Source organism: Asticcacaulis sp. EMRT-3 (assembly GCF_030027245.1).
In the GTDB taxonomy this organism is placed as follows: domain Bacteria; phylum Pseudomonadota; class Alphaproteobacteria; order Caulobacterales; family Caulobacteraceae; genus Asticcacaulis.
On record NZ_JASERT010000001.1, the window covers coordinates 883,913 to 900,150 of the forward strand.

The following is a 16,238-nucleotide window of genomic DNA, read 5'->3' on the forward strand; positions in this document are numbered from 1 at the left end:
GACGGGTGCCTTGAACTATAATACCGCCGTCATCGATATTGGCTCCAATTCGGTGCGCCTCGTCATCTATCGTGTCGAAGGCCGCTCGATCTGGCCCATTTTCAATGAAAAGGTGCTGGCGGGCCTTGGCCGCGATCTGAAAACCACGGGCGTCCTGCATAAGGGCGGGGTGAAGGAAAGCCTGATCGCGCTGCGGCGTTTCAAAGCCATCCTCGAAACCTACAATCTCAATGGCATTCACGCCGTCGCCACAGCCGCCATACGCGAAGCCGAAGATGGCCGTGATTTTGTCGCGCAGGTTTTGCGCATGACCGGCTTTTCCGTCCGCATCTTGAGCGGTGCTGAGGAAGCCTGGTATTCGGCCCTGGGCGTGCGCTGCGGCCATCTCGATGCGCATGGCGTGGTCGGCGACCTCGGCGGCTCTTCACTCGAACTGATCGATCTCGACGGCCATGACGCCAGTGCGGGCATCACCCTGCCGCTCGGCCCGTTTGCGCTCGGCGCGCCCAAACCGATCGATCTCGATAAAACCTATCCCGCTATCCGTGAGCAACTGACGCCGCTCAAAGGCCGTTTCGCCAATCCGAAATTTCACGCTGTGGGCGGGGCGTGGCGTAATCTGGCGCTGATCTGGATGATGAAGCAGCATTATCCGTTGCAGATTGTGCAACAGTTCGAGCTACCCGCCCGTGAGGCGCTCGAAATTTCACGCCTGATCGCCAGCCAGTCCTTGTCATCGCTTGAAAAATTGCCGGGTGTTTCCAAGCGTCGCCTCGAAAACATCTCCTATGCCGCTCTGGTTTTGCAGGGACTGATCGAGGAACTGAAGTTCGAAACCCTGTGCTTTTCCGCCTTCGGCCTGCGTGAAGGCCTGCTGTTCGAATCGCTGGGCGACGATCTGAAGCGTGACGATCCGCTCATCGCCGGCTGCGCCGCCCTCGGTGCGCGCCTCGGCATCAATGATGATCTGGGCCCGGCGCTCGGCGAGTGGGCGATGGACTTTTATGCCAGCCTCGATCAGGAACAGATTGAATCGCCCAGCGAAAAGCTGATCCGTTCGGCCGCCAAGCTGAGCGACATCGGCGCGCGCCTCCATCCCGACCACCGCGCCGATCTGGCCAGTGATCAGGTGTTGCGCGCCCCTATTCCGGGCCAGAACCACGAAGAGCGCGTCTTTTTGGCCTGCGCCGTCTATACGCGCTATTCCGGCGACACCTATACGCGCGAACCGGTGCTGACGGGCCGCATTCTGGGCGAGGATAAATTGCGTCAGGCCACCCAGCTTGGCCTGTTATTGCGGCTGGGTTGCGATCTTTCGGCCAAATCGGCGCGGCTGCTGGTGCAATCGCACGTCACACAGGATCAGGGACAACTGGTGCTTAGCGCCAAGGCGGGCTGGGAGGATCTTCTGCTCGGCGAACAAACGAGGCGGCGTGCCCGCGCCCTGGCGCAGTCGCTTAAGCTGAACCTGAACATTGTCACCTATCCGTAAGATTCAAATAGATTTTTAGTCCAGCTCGACCACTTCAACGCGCGTGCCATTGAGCACCAACGCCAGTTCTCCGCGCTTCAGTCGCAGCGCGTCCTCACCGAACACCTTGCGCCGCCAGCCTTCAAGCGCGGCCACCGCCGCCTTGTCATCAAGCGCGATTTTTTCCAGATCAGACACAGTGGCGATCAGTTTCGGCGCTACACCTTCTTCTTCACAGCGGATGCGCAGCAAGACCTTGAGCAGTTCGACCACCGAGGCGGGCACCTGCACCGGCGGGCCGGATTTTTCGACCTTGGGCGCGTAGTTTTCCGGTGTTTTCAGCACATTGCGGATGATTTCGGCCAGTTCGACGCCGAATTTCGATGCACCGAAACCCTTGGAGGTCGAGCGCAGATGATCGAAGGCCGCCGAATCGGTCGGCAATTGCGTGGCGATTTCGTCAACGCCTTCATCCTTGAGGATACGGCCACGCGGCATGTCGCGTTCCTGCGCCATCCGCTCACGCCAGGCCGCGACCTGCGCGAAGACCGCCATATATTTGACCGAATGCTTGCGCGGCCTTAAGCGCTTCCAGGCGTCCTCAGGTTCAGTGGAATAGAGGCCAGACACGGTCAGGGCCTTCATCTCCTCGGCCACCCATTCCAGCCGTCCCTGTTTGGCCAACTGATCGCGCAGTTTTGGATACAGCTTAGCCAGATGGGTCACATCGCCCAGCGCATAATGCAGTTGTTGCTCGCTCAGGGGCCGTCTGGCCCAGTCGGTAAAGCGCGAACCCTTGTCGATGTCGATCTTCAGCGTCTGGCGCACCAGCGAATCATAGGCCACCTGATCGCCGTAGCCCGCCGCCATCGCCGCGACCTGCGTATCAAAGACCGGTTTGGGCATAACACCCAGATTGACGAAGATTTCCATATCCTGTCGGCAGGCATGAAAAACCTTCAGCACCTTTTCATCGCTCAGAATATCGAGAAAAGGCTGCATATCCAGATCTTTGGCCAGCGGATCGATGATCGCAGCATGGTCAGCGCTGGCCGCCTGAATCAGGCACAGCTTGGGCCAATAGGTGGTTTCGCGCATGAATTCGGTATCGACCGTGATAAAGGGCGCGGTTTTTATCGCTTCACAAAAGGCGATCAGGTCATTCGTATTTGTAATTGGTGTCATTTTGTAGCTATAGCAAACCGAAATCTTGCAGCCAGCCTTAAAGTGATCACAGGATAATTTTTTATGTCCCAGCCGACGTCCGCCCCGCCGCCGAAAACCGGACTCACCTATGCCCAGTCTGGCGTCGATATTGATGCCGGTGAAGCGCTGGTCGATGCGATCAAGCCTTTGGCCAAGGCCACCAGCCGTCCCGGCGCGGAGCCGAGCCTCGGTGGCTTCGGTGCCTTGTTCGATCTGCGCGCCGCCGGATACAATGATCCGCTGATCGTCACCACGACCGATGGCGTCGGCACCAAACTGAAAATCGCCATCGAAACCCACCGCCACGATACGGTCGGCATTGATCTGGTGGCCATGTGCGTCAATGATCTGCTGGCGCAGGGCGCAGAGCCTTTGATGTTCCTCGACTATTACGCCACCTCGAAACTCGATGTCGATACGGCGCGCCGCGTTGTGGCCGGGATCGCCGAGGGCTGCAAACGCGCGGGCTGCGCGCTGGTGGGCGGCGAAACCGCCGAAATGCCCGGCATGTACGGCAGCGATGATTATGATCTGGCCGGTTTCTCGGTCGGGGCCGTGGATCGTGACAAGGTATTGCCGCGTTTTGATGATCAGCGCGCCGGTGATGTGGTGATCGGTCTGGCCTCATCGGGCCCGCATTCCAATGGCTATTCGCTGATCCGCAAGGTGATCGAGGTGGCCGGGCTAACCTGGTCGTCGGAAGCACCGTTCGCCAGGGATCAGTCGCTGGCTCAGGCTCTGCTTGAGCCGACACGCATCTATATCAAGTCGGTTCTGCCGCTGATGAAGGCGGGCCTGATCAAGGGCGGCGCCCATATTACCGGCGGCGGTCTGATCGAAAACCCCGACCGCGGCGTCCGTGATGACCTGACGGCTCAGTTTGATTTCAACGCCTTCACCTTCCCGCCGGTCTTCCAGTGGCTGATGGAGACGGGCGGCATCGACAAGCAGGAAATGCTGCGCACCTTCAATTGCGGCATCGGTTTCGTGGTGTATGTTGCGCCGAAAGACGCCGATGCGGTTCTGGCGGCCCTGCTCAATGCCGGTGAAGACGCCTTTGTCTGCGGGCAACTGGCGGCAAAATAAGCACTGAACTCCCCCTGATATCAGGGGGAGTTGGCGCGCCAGCGCCGGAGGGGGTCAGAGCGGGCCGCTATAACCCCGCCCGCCCTTTGGGCACCCTCCCCTGATATCAGGGGAGGGTCTGATAACTCAGATAAGAGAGTTCAGAACCATGAAAAAAACCAAAACCGCCATCTTCATTTCAGGCCGCGGCTCAAACATGATGGCTTTGGTAGAGGCGGCGAAAGCGCCTGATTTTCCTGCCAAATTCGTGCTGGTGGTCGCCAATGATCCGGCAGCTCCCGGCCTGGAATGGGCACGCGATCACGGCATCAAAACTTTGGGGCTCGATCACAGGCCGTTCGGCAAGGATCGTGAAGCGCACGAACGTGCCATCGATGCGGCCCTGCGCGCCGAGGGCGTCGAATTCATCTGTCTGGCCGGTTATATGCGCGTTCTGACGCCCTGGCTGGTAGAGCAATGGGCGGGCCGGATGATCAATATTCATCCCGCCCTGCTGCCGGAATTCAAGGGCCTGCATACCCATGAACGGGCGCTGGAATCGGGTGTGCTCGAACATGGAGCCACGGTGCATTGGGTGTCGGCGGGCGTTGATGAGGGCGAGATCATCGCTCAGGCGCGCGTGCCGGTGCTGGAGGGCGATACGCCGGATCGGCTGGCCACGCGCGTACTGGCCGAAGAACACAGGCTGTATGCGCAGGCGCTGCGCAAGGTGCTGGCGCGTTAAGCTTATGGGGTTTGGGGGCTGTGCCCCCAAGTCTTGTCTATCTGATAAAAAAGCCCCGTCCATCGGACAGGGCTTTTTTATCAGAAGAGGTAAGGTTTGTGGGGTCACAGACCCCACGCCCCATAGGTTTTAACCGACGATCTGGTCTTCGGTGAAGAATTGCGCGATCTCGATGGCGGCATTCTCGTCCGAATCCGAACCATGCACCGAGTTTTCACCGATCGACAGGGCGAACAGCTTGCGCAGCGTGCCTTCGGCGGCCTGCTCAGGATTGGTGGCACCCATCACTTCGCGGTACTTCGGCACGGCATTGTCGGCTTCCAGAACCTGCACGACCACCGGCTCGGCGGTCATCTGCCCCACCAGTTCGCCGAAGAACGGACGTTCCTTGTGAACGCCATAGAAGGTTTCGGCTTGCGCCTTCGTCATGTGAACGCGGCGCTGCGCCACGATACGCAGACCGGCAGCTTCGATAACGGCATTGATCGCGCCGGTCAGGTTGCGGCGCGTAGCGTCCGGCTTGATGATCGAAAAGGTACGGGACATGAAAAGTTCCAATATGTTTTGCGCCAAAAGGCTTTAGATTTCGGTTGGCGTGGCTTATAGCGACACCCGATCCATTCGCCAACCCTGAATTTTTCCAAGTTTTTGTAACATGCTCCAAATTACCGGTCTGGTCTTCGACGCCTATGGTCGCCGCTTCTTCGATGGCGCCACCCTGTCCCTGCCGCCCGGCACCAAGGCGGGTCTGGTCGGCCTGAACGGCGTCGGCAAATCCACCCTGTTCAAACTGATCCTCGGCCACCTCCAGCCCGGCGGCGGCGACATATCCATGCCCAAGGCGTGGCGTGTCGCGTCGGTCGATCAGGAAATCGCCGCTTCACCCAAACACCTGCTCGATGAGGTGCTCGATCTCGATGTGCGCCGCCGCGATCTGCTGGCGGCGCTCGAAACCGCCGATCCGATCCATCAGGCCGAAATCCACCATGATCTTTATGCTATCGGCGCCGACCGGGCGCCTTCCAAGGCAGCCGAAATCCTGAGCGGGCTTGGCTTCTCCACTGCCGACCTGACGCGGCCAATTTCCGATTTTTCCGGCGGCTGGCGGATGCGCGCAGCGCTGGCGGGCGCGCTTTTGGCCGAGCCCGACCTGCTGCTGCTCGATGAGCCGACCAACTATCTCGACCTAGAAGGCGCGCTGTGGCTGGAAGCCCGCCTCAAGCGCTACCCCAATGCCGCCCTGATGATCTCGCACGACCGCGACCTGCTCAATGAATCGGTCGACGCCATCGTTCACGTCGTCGGCCAGAAGCTCGACTACTACACGGGCGGCTATGACTCGTTCGAGCGTCTGCGCGCCGAAAAAGCCCGCCTGAACGCCGCCAACGCCTCCAAACAGGAGGCTGAACGCGCCCATTTGCAGGCCTTTGTCGATCGTTTCCGCGCCAAGGCCTCAAAAGCCGCCCAGGCGCAGTCGCGCATGAAGAAGCTGGAAAAGCTGCCGCCTATCTCGGCCACCATCGAAGACCGCGTCGCCCCCTTCATGATCCCCTCACCGGAAAAGCAACTGGCGCCGCCGATCATCCGCCTCGATGATGCCAGCGTCGGCTATGGCGACACCATCATCCTGCGTCACATGAACATCCGTCTCGATCCCGATGATCGGATTGGCGTTTTAGGCGTCAATGGCGCGGGTAAATCGACCTTCGCCAAGCTTCTGGCGGGCGCTTTGACGGAGTCGCACGGCACCCAGTGGCGCGACCGCCGCATGACCGTGGCCTGGTTCCATCAGCACCAGATCGAGGCGATGGATCCCGAAGACACGCCGCTGGAAATGATCCGCCGCGTCCGCCCCGATGAAACCGAGGCCAAGCGCCGCTCGCGCCTCGGCTCCTTCGGCATGGGCGCACAGAAGGTTGAGACGAAGGTGAAGGACTTATCGGGTGGCGAACGCGCCCGCCTTTTGCTCAACATGGTATCGATGGATCGCCCGCACCTGCTGATCCTCGACGAACCGACCAACCACCTCGACATCGACAGCCGCCGCGCCCTGCTCGACGCGCTCAACGACTATGAGGGCGCGGTTCTGATGATCACCCACGACCGCTCACTGATCGAACTGGTGGCCGACAAGCTGTGGCTGGTCAATGACGGCACGGTGAAGACCTATACCGGCAGTATGGACGATTACGCCAGGCTGGTGATCGAGCGCTCAAAAACGGCGACGCGCGAAGAGGCCGCCGAGGCCAATAAGGCCAAGGATCCGCAGGTCAATTCCAAGGAGGCGCGTAAAGCCGCCGCCGCCGCGCGCAACGCCATCGCACCGCTGAAAAAGAAGGCCGATGAACTGGAGCGCCGAATCGAATCAACCGGCAATCAGATACGGCTGCTTGACCTCAAACTGGCCGATCCTGAGCTTTATGTGAAAGATCAGGCGAAGGCCATAAGCCTTGGAAAAGACAAGGCCCATCTCGAATCCGAACTGGTGCGCCTCGAAGCCGAATGGATGGAAGCCGCCGAGGTTTATGAAAACGCAAAAAGCGAAGCCGGGGTCTGATTCCGTCTCTTAGGTTCTCGGCTCTTAGGTTTTCGGCTTTTTCGTCAGACTGAACGATACCGTCAGGCCGCTCAACCGGCCCGATGGTTCAAGCCATATCGCACCGCCATGCTGAAGCACGATCTTACGCGCCAGGGTCAGCCCCATGCCGACGCCCGGATAGGCTTCGTCGGTATGTAATTTGCGCAAAGGCCTAAACACATCGTCATAAAACATCGGATCGATGCCGATGCCATTATCCGAAATATGAAACAGCCAGGCGTCAGGGCGCTCTTCGATCTGGATGCGAATATCGGGCGCGACATGATCGCTGCGGAATTTCAGCGCATTATCGATAATGGCGTAAAACAGGGTAAACATGCGCGACGGATCGGCGGTCAGTTCGGGCATACGCGGATAGTTGAGCTGTCCCTTAGTGGCGTCCAGCCGCGGCTGCGCCTCCATATAACAGCGCGCCATGACGATTTCGAGATCGCAGACGGTTGAGACTCGCTGCACCGTGTTCAGGCGTGAAAAGGCCAGCAGGCCCTGAATCATATCTCCCAGTTTCTCACCGCTTTCGACGATCAGATCGAGGTGCAACTGGTCGTCATCGGTCAGTGAAAGGCCCAATTGCTCTTTCAGCAATTGCGAAAACGCCACCATCGACCGCACGGGGCCGGCCAAATCATGCGAAACAATATAGACGAAATCACGAAATTCCGCCTCTGCGTCGCCCGTGACCTGCATTGTCGTCATGTCATCCTGCATCGCCTAAACCTCTTCACACCTGGCCGCCGCGCCGGGAAGCGCCGCCAGCAGAAAGAAAAACTGCTCAATCATGGCAATGGCCTCCCGAAACTTGACCAGATCCGTCGGTTTGACGACATAGGCATTGGCATAAAGGCTGTAGCTCTTGTAAATATTCGACAAATTTCCCGAATTCGACATGACGATGACCGGAATGTGCCGAAACTGCGGATCGCTTTTGATCGCCGTCAGCACATCTAGGCCGCTCATGCGCGGCAATTGCATATCAAGCAGGATAAGATCAGGTAAATTTTTACCGTAAACCTCATCTTCACCACGCAACATGGCCAGAGCATCCTCGCCGGTCATGGCCCTGGAAAGGCGGGTCGCTACACGCGCTTCACGAAAGGCGTGCGATGCCAGCAGCGCATCACCACGATTATCATCGATGAGCAGGATTTCGGCTGGTCGGCCTTCCGCTATCAATATCTTGTCCATTTCGCCTCACCTTGACTGGTAAGAAGGGCTCGCCACGTGACCACGACTCGCACTGTCTTTTCTCATCATGGTTGATCTGCCGCATCGCCGCAACCCGAAGCTATTTCAGAACCTAAACCTAGTTGCACTTCACGGAGGTGATCAGACCGGTATCGGAGTTGAAGGTGATAGTCTGGCGATCGGCGCGAAACTCCTGCGTCGTCACGCAGGTCGAGCACACGACGCGGCGTGATGACGGATCGAGCGGCACCGGAATATCGGTGCGCGGCTTGCCAACCAGATATTGCAGAGCCTGCGCTCCGCACTGATCCTTGTCCATCGGCTTCAACGTCGCCACAGGGGCCTCGGGCGAAGCGCTTTGCGGCAAGGCTGATATTGACGGTGTTGCCGGCGTCGGCGTCATCGCGGGGGGTGCCTGCACGGACGGCGCCTGTTCGGGCGCAGTAGAACAACCGGCCAAGACGGTGAAGCCTAAAGCAAAAATCGCGATCCTCTTCATTGCATTCTTTCCCATCTGCCCTGTTCGTTTTGCTTCCAGTAGGCCAGTGTCATGCCCTCACTCTTCAGCCGTTTCCACTGGTCGCGCGCCCAGGCGAGGTGCGCGTCGCGGCCGCCTTCAAAGACAATCAGACAACGCTGCAAACCGTTCATATTTTGTAAATCCGGCAAGTTCACCGGGGCGACCGACAGATAAACCTCAGCCTGATTTGTCGGTACGCCCGAAACGCCCAGCAGAACGGGCTGAAGTTCCGCGTGCGGATCGTCTTCGCGGCCATGCGCCAGAAATGAGGCTGGCGTAAAGCTCCACAGATAAGAATTCAATGCTTCGATACCGTGTCCATCGGCATCCTCAGCGCCGTGTACATAGACGCGCCAGCCCTTGCCCGTGCATTTTTCCAGCAAATCCGGCAGGGCCTGTTCGAGTGCACTTTTCTCAAGATGATAGAACCAGACATCTGGCCGCCCTGTTGCTCCGGCGGCTCCAGAGCTTTCAACGGCCATCTCAGCCCTCATAATATCTGGCGACGAGATCATTCAGCGTACGCACGCCAAAGCCGGTGGCCCCTTCCGGCACGGTGGGGATGCGCTGCTCATTCGTCCAGGCGGTCGGCGCAATATCCATATGCGCCCACGGCACATTATTGACGAAGCGCTGCAAAAAGAGCGCGGCTGTAATCGCGCCCGCCGGACGGCCGCCGATATTGCGAATATCGGCGATCTTGGAATCGATCTGCTTTTCGTATTGCGTCGGCAGCGGCATCCGCCAAAAATTCTCGCCCACCGCTTTTGAAACCTCGGTAATACGATCCGCCAGTTCGTCATTATTGCTGAAGACACCGGCATAATCGGTGCCGAGCGCGATGATCATGGCACCGGTCAGTGTGGCCAGATCGATCATAAATTGCGGCTTGAAGCGATCCTGACAATACCACAGGGCGTCGGCCAGAACGAGGCGGCCTTCGGCATCGGTATTGATCACCTCGATTGTCGTGCCCGACATGGCCTTGACCACATCGCCCGGTCGCTGCGCCTTGCCATCGGGCATGTTTTCGACGAGGCCGATAATGCCCACGGCATTGACCTTGGCCTTGCGCGTGGCGAGCGCGATCATGGTGCCGACCACAGTGGCCGAACCGCCCATATCCCACTTCATGTCCTCCATACCCTCGGCGGGCTTGATCGAAATACCGCCCGTATCGAAGGTAACGCCCTTGCCGACAAAGGCCACCGGCGCGGTCTTTGAGTCCGCGCCGTGCCACTGCATGACCACCAGCTTCGATTCGCGTCCGCTGCCCAGACCCACGCCCAGCAGCGCATTCATGCCCAGCGCCTCCATCTCGGCAATGCCCAGCACCTCAACCGTCAGGCCCGTGCCTTCCAATTTCCTGACGCGGTCGGCATAGGACTGCGGATAGAGGACATTGGCCGGTTCCGACACCAGGTCGCGGGCAAAGAAAATACCGTCGCGCAGCGCCATCAGGGGCACGCCCGCAGCTTCCGCCGCCGCTACGTCGTCGCAAACGACAGTGACGGATTTGAGAGCCGGTAATTTCTCCAGTTTGGCCTGACCGAAATATTTGTCGAAGCGATAAGCCGCCAGATTCAGGGCCAGCACGGCGTGGGCCACCCGTTCCGGCGCATAGCCGGTCAGATCAAAGCTTAAGCCTTCAAAGCCGGACGATTTCACCGCATGATAGAGTGAGGCTGCAACCACCTCCATGCCAGCCGCATCAAGCCCGGCAAGCTCGCCACCGCCAACCACGGCAAGGGCTGCCACATTGAGACTGGCCGGTCGGCTGAGCATCTGCACCTTGCCGCGCGCGCCCTTAAAGCCGGTTATGGTCAAAAGGCTCAAGACCTCTGCGGATACCACCTCGCCAAGACCGGTAAAGCCGGGGCTGGCCGCCTCGCCCTCGCCCAGAATAACGGCAAGGCAGGTCTTGGCCGCAGGCTTCGTGGCCAGTTGAATGGACGGTATAGGCATGAACAAACTCCGCTATCAGGCGCGTGGCGTGGGATCATCTATTAGCTAGGCGCGCCCTGTTTCTTTTGCAAATTCTTTTATGGGGCATTTTCAAGGCGAAGCTTTTTGCACATTTTTCGGAGATAAAGCCTGTTGGATTATTTTACGGCTTCGCCATGCTGCGGCTTGTAATTAACCGCGTAAGCGGTCAAAAGAAATGCCCGATACCGGCCCTGCGCCGACTCTTTTCAATGATCGAGCCAAGTTCCGACTGAATGCGCACACTGGACCGCTATATTTTCCGCCAGACCCTCGTGCCGGTTCTGGGTGCCCTGGCGGCCCTGACGGCCATCGCCCTGCTGAGTCAGTCCCTGACCCAGTTCGACCTGGTGGTTGAGCGCGGCCAGAGTGGCTGGACGTTTCTGCGCATCACGCTTCTGTCCCTGCCGCAACTGGCAGGCACCATCTTTCCGATCGCGCTGTTCGTTGGCAGCCTCGTGGCCCTGACGCGCCTGCAAGGTGAGCATGAATTCACTGCCGCCTATGCCAGTGGCATGTCGCTGGCGCGCATCGCCTATCCGATTGTACGCATTGGCGTCTATTTCGCCCTGATCAGCCTGGCCGCCAACCTGTTCCTGCAACCGTGGAGCGCCCGGGCCATGCGTCAGGAGTTGTACAACGTCAAAAACGACCTCGTTTCGACGCTTGTAAAGGAGGGCGATTTCTCGACCTCCGAAACCGGCCTGACCATCTATGTCAAGCGTATCGACCAAAACGGCCTGCTGCGCCAGATATTCATCCGCACCCCGGGGCCCGATGGCCACGACCGCACCTATGCCGCGCGCGAAGGCCGCATTATCAAGCAGAATGGCCTGTCCTACCTGGTGATGCGCAAGGGGTCGAGCCAGCAGGTCAATGATCAGGGCATCCTCGAACACGCCACCTTCGATGAGTACAGCATCGACATCACCCCTTATTTCGCCAGCGACGACTTTCTGCAATACAAGGAAAGCGACCGCTATATGCACGAGCTTTTCTTTCCCAATATGAAACTGCCCGGCATTGGCGGCGACTGGGAACGCGGCAACTGGCGCAAGCTGTTCGCTGAGGGCAATGCGCGCCTCGCCTCGCCGCTTTATAATCTAAGCTTCCTGCTGCTGGCCTTTGTGGCGGTTCTGGGCGGCCGTTTCAGCCGCAATGGTTATGCAAGACGCATCGCCATCGCCAGCGCTATCGCCGGGGGCACGCGCATATTCGGTATTATCGTCGCCTCGGGCTGCGAGAGCATCGCTTTTCTGAATTTCCTGCAATATTTAGTGCCGCTGATACCCATTTTTGTCTGTTATCGCCTCATCCGCAAACACGACATCAGCCTAAGCCACCAGCCCTCAATCAGTCTGCTGGGCGATGGCGGACGCGGCGGCCCCGTGCTCCAGCCTTTGAACTAGGCGGAATTTATGATGCAACCAACCTCCATCCTGGCTCCGCTGACCCATCTCAATCCGTGGCGCAAAAGTCGTCTCGAAACCTATATATTGCGCACCTGCGTGGCGATGTTCGGCACAGCCCTGGCCATTGTTTCGTGCCTGATTTTTCTGATCAACTATGTTGAGATTTCGCGCACAGTCGTCGGCAATAACGAACTGTCCAGCCTGTCAGTGCTTGGTCTTTTGCTGGAAAAATCGCCCAGCGTGATTCTGATCCTGCTGCCGTTCGCCTTCCTGTTCGGCTCGATGCTGGCCTTTATCAACCTGAACCGGCATTCGGAACTGATCGCCATGCGGGCGGCGGGCGTTTCGGCCTGGCGCTTCATTCTGCCAGCCAGCGTTCTGGCCTTTGTTTTCGGTATTGTGACGATTACCGTCTTCAATCCGGTCGCCTCCATTCTTAGCGATCGCTATGATCAGGTAACGAACCCGGTGGATGCGACGGCAGCCCTGAAAAAGGACATTTATCTGCGTCAGGGCGACGGCAACCAACAAATGGTCATACGCGCCGCCTCCCAGGCCACGGATGCGCCCGGCCACCTGAATGGCGTCACCTTCTGGATCTACAATATCGACAACAAGGACACGCCGCAGTTCGATGAGCGCGTGGACGCCGAAAGCGCCGTTCTCAATCCCGGCCACTGGGTGTTGAAAAATGCCCGCGAATATACGCTTGATAAGCAGGCGCAGTTTTATGACGTGCTGAGCCTCAATTCAAATCTCGATCCTCAGCGGGCGTTTAAAAGCTACGCCAATACGCAGTCCGTACCCTTCTGGCAATTGCCGGGCCTGATTCACCGCAACAGCATTTCCGGCTTTTCCACGGCTATTTATGCGCTGAAGCTGCATCAGCTCTTATCAACGCCGCTGATGTTCGCCGCCATGACGGCTTTGGGCGCGGCCTTTTCCCTACGCTTAATGCGGCTGGGCGGTATGACGCGGCTGGTTATTTCCGGTATCAGCCTCGGTTTCGTCATTTTTTTCGTCAATCAACTGTTTTCCTCCATGGGCAAGGCGGGCGTAGTGCCGGTTTCGCTGGCCGGCTGGTCGCCACCGATCCTGGCCTTGCTGGCCGCCATGACCTTGCTTGTCTATACCGAAGACGGCTAAGACATGATGCACGAAGACGCGGTTGCGTTGAAACTATGCTATAGACCCCCTGCCGCCGCTGGCTTGGCACGAATCACGGCACAAATTACAGAACGAATACATTAGGGCGATAATGAAGCGCTATTCCCTGAATCTAAGTGTCGGACTGATGTCCCTGATGGCGGTAAGCGCGGCTTGCGGCGGCTCCGCCGTGGCGGAAACCGTGCGTCTGCCTGCCGCCGATCATGGCGACCATACCCGTATGCAATTGTCGTTCACGCTGGCTATGGCGGATGCGAAAGCGTCTCCCGCGACACCGCCAATCGTCGCCGATGCACCGTCTGTCGCCGCCAGCCCGCCCTCTTCTCCGGCTCAGCCCGGCCCGGACGGGCTTGTGCCGGGCGGGGCCTATATTGAGGCCGATCAGGTTGAATCGCTGGATAAGAACCAGATCGTGGCCAATGGCAGCGTGGAAATGCGTTACAAGGATCGGACGATCCACGCCGATCAGGTGCAATACAATTCCGATACGGGCATCACGGTCGCCACCGGTCATACGAAGACAATCAATGACGACGGCACGGTGCAGTTCGCCGATTCGATCACCTATGACGACAATATGAAGTCGGGTGTCAGCTATAATTTCGCTGCCACCAGCCGCGACAACGCCAAGGTGTTTGCGCGCCGTGTCGAACAGATCGACCCCAACACCAACGAACTGACCAATGTCATCTATACGCCCTGCGATCTCTGCGTGGCGCATGGCCATACCCAGGAACCGAGCTGGTCGATCCAGGCCTCGCGCATTACCCAGCGCAAGGACAAGAAGATGGTGTTTTATCAAAACGCCATCATCCGCCTGAAAGGCGTGCCGATCCTGTACATGCCCTATCTGTGGACACCGGATCCCGAACTTGATCGCGCCTCCGGTTTTCTGTCGCCTAAAATCGGTTTTTCGAAAAAGCGCGGTTTTTCATACGAACAACCTTATCTGTGGTCGATTTCGCCCTATCAGCAACTGATCATCAGCCCGCAACTGAATACCGCCGTCGCGCCTCTTCTCAATTTGGACTATGAGCGCCACTTCTATTCGGGTTTGCTGCACATCCGTGGCGGCGTCACCAACGAATCTTTCTTTGACAATCACGGCAACAAATTCGGGCCTGCGGAGATCCGCGACTATGTGCTGGCCGATGGGGCCTTTAAGATTAATGATCTCTGGCGCTGGAACTTCACGGCCCAGCATGTGAAGGATGATTTCCCGGCTGGCAACTACTGGAGCAACGCCAATAGCGGCCAACAAACCTCCTATCCTTCCGGCGGAACATACGCTAATTTTTTTGAGCGCTACAATATCGATGACGCCTTCGACAAGGTTGGCGATTTTTCTGTCGATGACCGCCAGCTCATCAGCCAGCTCAATCTGATCCGGCAGGCCCCCAACGCCTATTTCGCCGTGACGATGGCCAGCTTCCAGAGCCTGCAAATCGCGGGATATCTGGATGCTTATACAGCGCCCAACACCGCCAGCCTCAATTCTGTTCAGCCCTATACGACCAGTTCCGACTATTACCCGGTCATTGCGCCGATGATCGAAGCCTACTGGTCACCGCGCGCGCGTATCCTTGGCGGACAACTGACCTTTTCACTGAATGCTCTGGGCCTGCAACACAAGCTGTTTCCGCTGGTCACCCCCTCGGATATTTTTCCGAATGCCGACACCAGTAATAGTAATCCCGGCGCGATTAATAGCAATAATGGCTTTGATAGCGACCGCGCCAGCCTTGGTGTGTCTTACGAAGGCGGTATGACGACGCGCGGCGGCTTGCGCTGGGGGCCGGTTCTTGATCTGCGCCATGATGAATATCATCTGAGCAATCTGCTTTATGCGGCGACGCCGGGCGATCCCGACACAAGCGTCAGCTTCTCCCGCAACCTCGCTACGACGGGCTTCAAGGTCAGCTATCCGCTTCTGCGCAAATTCAGCGGTGCCACCGTCGTGATTGAACCCATTGCCCAGTTGCTTGTCTCGCCCGATACGCAACAAAGCCCTTATCAGCCGACCGAGGACAGCCAGAGCGTCGAGTTCGACGAAACGACACTGTTTTCATTCGATAAATCTCCCGGCTTCGACATTTACGAAGGCGGGGCACGCGCCAATCTGGGTTTGCATACCAGCGTGACCTTCAAGAGCGGTCGTTCGTTCGACCTGCTGGTCGGTCGCACCCTGCGCGATAAGCCTGAAGAACAGTTTTTGAAGACGTTTACGGTGACTGCAACCGGCTCTAATACTCACCTAACGACTAGCAAATCATATACTTACGATCCGTCGGGCCTTGGCAGCCAAAATTCTGACTGGATCGTGGATAGCTCGTTCGTTCTGACCAAGGGTCTTAATGGTTATGAGCGCCTGCGCCTCAATTCCGATACCCTGCGTGCTGTGCAGGGTGAGTTCGGCATGAGCGCCTTCACTTCGAAGACGCAGGCGACATTGCGCTACATTTTCAACGATGTGCTCACAGAAGCACAGATTCAAACGCTGTACCAATATAGCGATCAATTACCTGCACAGTCCGACCTGAACACTTTTGGCAATAATTACCGTGACCTGCAACTGTATGCCGAACATTTCTTCACGAAAAACTGGGGCGTATCCGCGCGGCTGGATCGTGATCTGGTCGCTAATACCTGGCGGCGCTCAACGGTCAGTGTGATCTACAAGAATGATTGCATATGGTATGAACTGATTTATCAGAAGAACGATACGCTGTTAACAAACCAAAACCACAAACCGCAATCCTCCATCTTTTTCCGACTTAACTTTGCCACATTGGGAACGTCTGGTCAGAAATTCAAAGACGTTCGCTAAACCGCCAAATTCTGACGCCATATCTGAGGCCTCACCTGACGAATGCCCCTTATGCAAT

The 16,238-nt window shown here is 58.0% G+C and carries 14 protein-coding genes; 7 read left to right on the top strand and 7 right to left on the bottom strand.

All coding sequences use genetic code 11. The features are described from left to right. Positions 1–10 precede the first annotated feature (10 nt). Complete coding sequence (locus QB905_RS04330) at positions 11–1,492, top strand: Ppx/GppA phosphatase family protein (protein WP_282973330.1); 1,482 nt, start codon at positions 11–13, stop codon at positions 1,490–1,492. Between the two features lie 15 nt (positions 1,493–1,507). Here the strand turns inward: QB905_RS04330 and rnd are convergent, their stop codons facing one another. Continuing rightward, entirely contained in the window at positions 1,508–2,656 is a 1,149-nt protein-coding gene (gene rnd / locus QB905_RS04335) for a ribonuclease D (protein ID WP_282973331.1), read from the bottom strand. Positions 2,657–2,719: 63 nt separating this feature from the next. On the opposite strand from rnd, the gene purM reads away from it, so the two are divergent. Beyond that, positions 2,720–3,763, top strand: coding sequence for a phosphoribosylformylglycinamidine cyclo-ligase (gene purM, locus QB905_RS04340; RefSeq protein WP_282973332.1), 1,044 nt, complete (start codon positions 2,720–2,722; stop codon positions 3,761–3,763). 148 nt (positions 3,764–3,911) lie between these two features. After that, positions 3,912–4,487 carry a phosphoribosylglycinamide formyltransferase gene (gene purN, locus QB905_RS04345; RefSeq protein ID WP_282973333.1) on the top strand — a complete coding sequence of 192 codons (576 nt, stop codon included), beginning with the start codon at positions 3,912–3,914 and terminating at the stop codon, positions 4,485–4,487. A 129-nt stretch (positions 4,488–4,616) separates the two neighbouring features. Here the strand turns inward: purN and ndk are convergent, their stop codons facing one another. Continuing rightward, on the bottom strand, positions 4,617–5,033 hold the full coding sequence (gene ndk, locus QB905_RS04350) for a nucleoside-diphosphate kinase (RefSeq protein ID WP_282973334.1): 417 nt from the start codon (positions 5,031–5,033) through the stop codon (positions 4,617–4,619). 109 nt (positions 5,034–5,142) lie between these two features. On the opposite strand from ndk, the gene QB905_RS04355 reads away from it, so the two are divergent. Further along, a complete protein-coding gene (locus QB905_RS04355; protein WP_282973335.1) occupies positions 5,143–7,044 on the top strand; it encodes an ABC-F family ATP-binding cassette domain-containing protein in 1,902 nt (633 codons plus the stop codon). 24 nt (positions 7,045–7,068) lie between these two features. Here the strand turns inward: QB905_RS04355 and QB905_RS04360 are convergent, their stop codons facing one another. The 5 genes from QB905_RS04360 to QB905_RS04380 all read right to left on the bottom strand — a co-directional run bounded on the left by QB905_RS04360 (position 7,069) and on the right by QB905_RS04380 (position 10,756). Next, positions 7,069–7,782 (bottom strand): sensor histidine kinase, encoded by a 714-nt coding sequence (locus QB905_RS04360; protein ID WP_282973336.1) that lies wholly within the window; start codon positions 7,780–7,782, stop codon positions 7,069–7,071. A gap of 15 nt (positions 7,783–7,797) precedes the next feature. Further along, positions 7,798–8,271 (bottom strand): response regulator, encoded by a 474-nt coding sequence (locus tag QB905_RS04365; RefSeq protein ID WP_282973337.1) that lies wholly within the window; start codon positions 8,269–8,271, stop codon positions 7,798–7,800. A gap of 118 nt (positions 8,272–8,389) precedes the next feature. Then, positions 8,390–8,692 (bottom strand): proteinase inhibitor i78, encoded by a 303-nt coding sequence (locus QB905_RS04370; protein WP_282973338.1) that lies wholly within the window; start codon positions 8,690–8,692, stop codon positions 8,390–8,392. Positions 8,693–8,766: 74 nt separating this feature from the next. Further along, positions 8,767–9,273 (bottom strand): DNA polymerase III subunit chi, encoded by a 507-nt coding sequence (locus QB905_RS04375; RefSeq protein WP_282973339.1) that lies wholly within the window; start codon positions 9,271–9,273, stop codon positions 8,767–8,769. A 1-nt stretch (position 9,274) separates the two neighbouring features. Beyond that, complete coding sequence (locus QB905_RS04380) at positions 9,275–10,756, bottom strand: leucyl aminopeptidase (protein ID WP_282973340.1); 1,482 nt, start codon at positions 10,754–10,756, stop codon at positions 9,275–9,277. 254 nt (positions 10,757–11,010) lie between these two features. Here QB905_RS04380 and QB905_RS04385 point away from each other — a divergent pair, with 254 nt between their 5' ends. From QB905_RS04385 to QB905_RS04395, 3 genes are all read left to right on the top strand, one after another. Next, a complete protein-coding gene (locus QB905_RS04385; protein ID WP_282973341.1) occupies positions 11,011–12,183 on the top strand; it encodes an LptF/LptG family permease in 1,173 nt (390 codons plus the stop codon). A gap of 12 nt (positions 12,184–12,195) precedes the next feature. Continuing rightward, positions 12,196–13,332 (top strand): LptF/LptG family permease, encoded by a 1,137-nt coding sequence (locus QB905_RS04390; protein WP_282973342.1) that lies wholly within the window; start codon positions 12,196–12,198, stop codon positions 13,330–13,332. Between the two features lie 112 nt (positions 13,333–13,444). Then, a complete protein-coding gene (locus QB905_RS04395; RefSeq protein ID WP_282973343.1) occupies positions 13,445–16,180 on the top strand; it encodes an LPS-assembly protein LptD in 2,736 nt (911 codons plus the stop codon). The last annotated feature ends 58 nt before the right edge of the window (positions 16,181–16,238 follow it).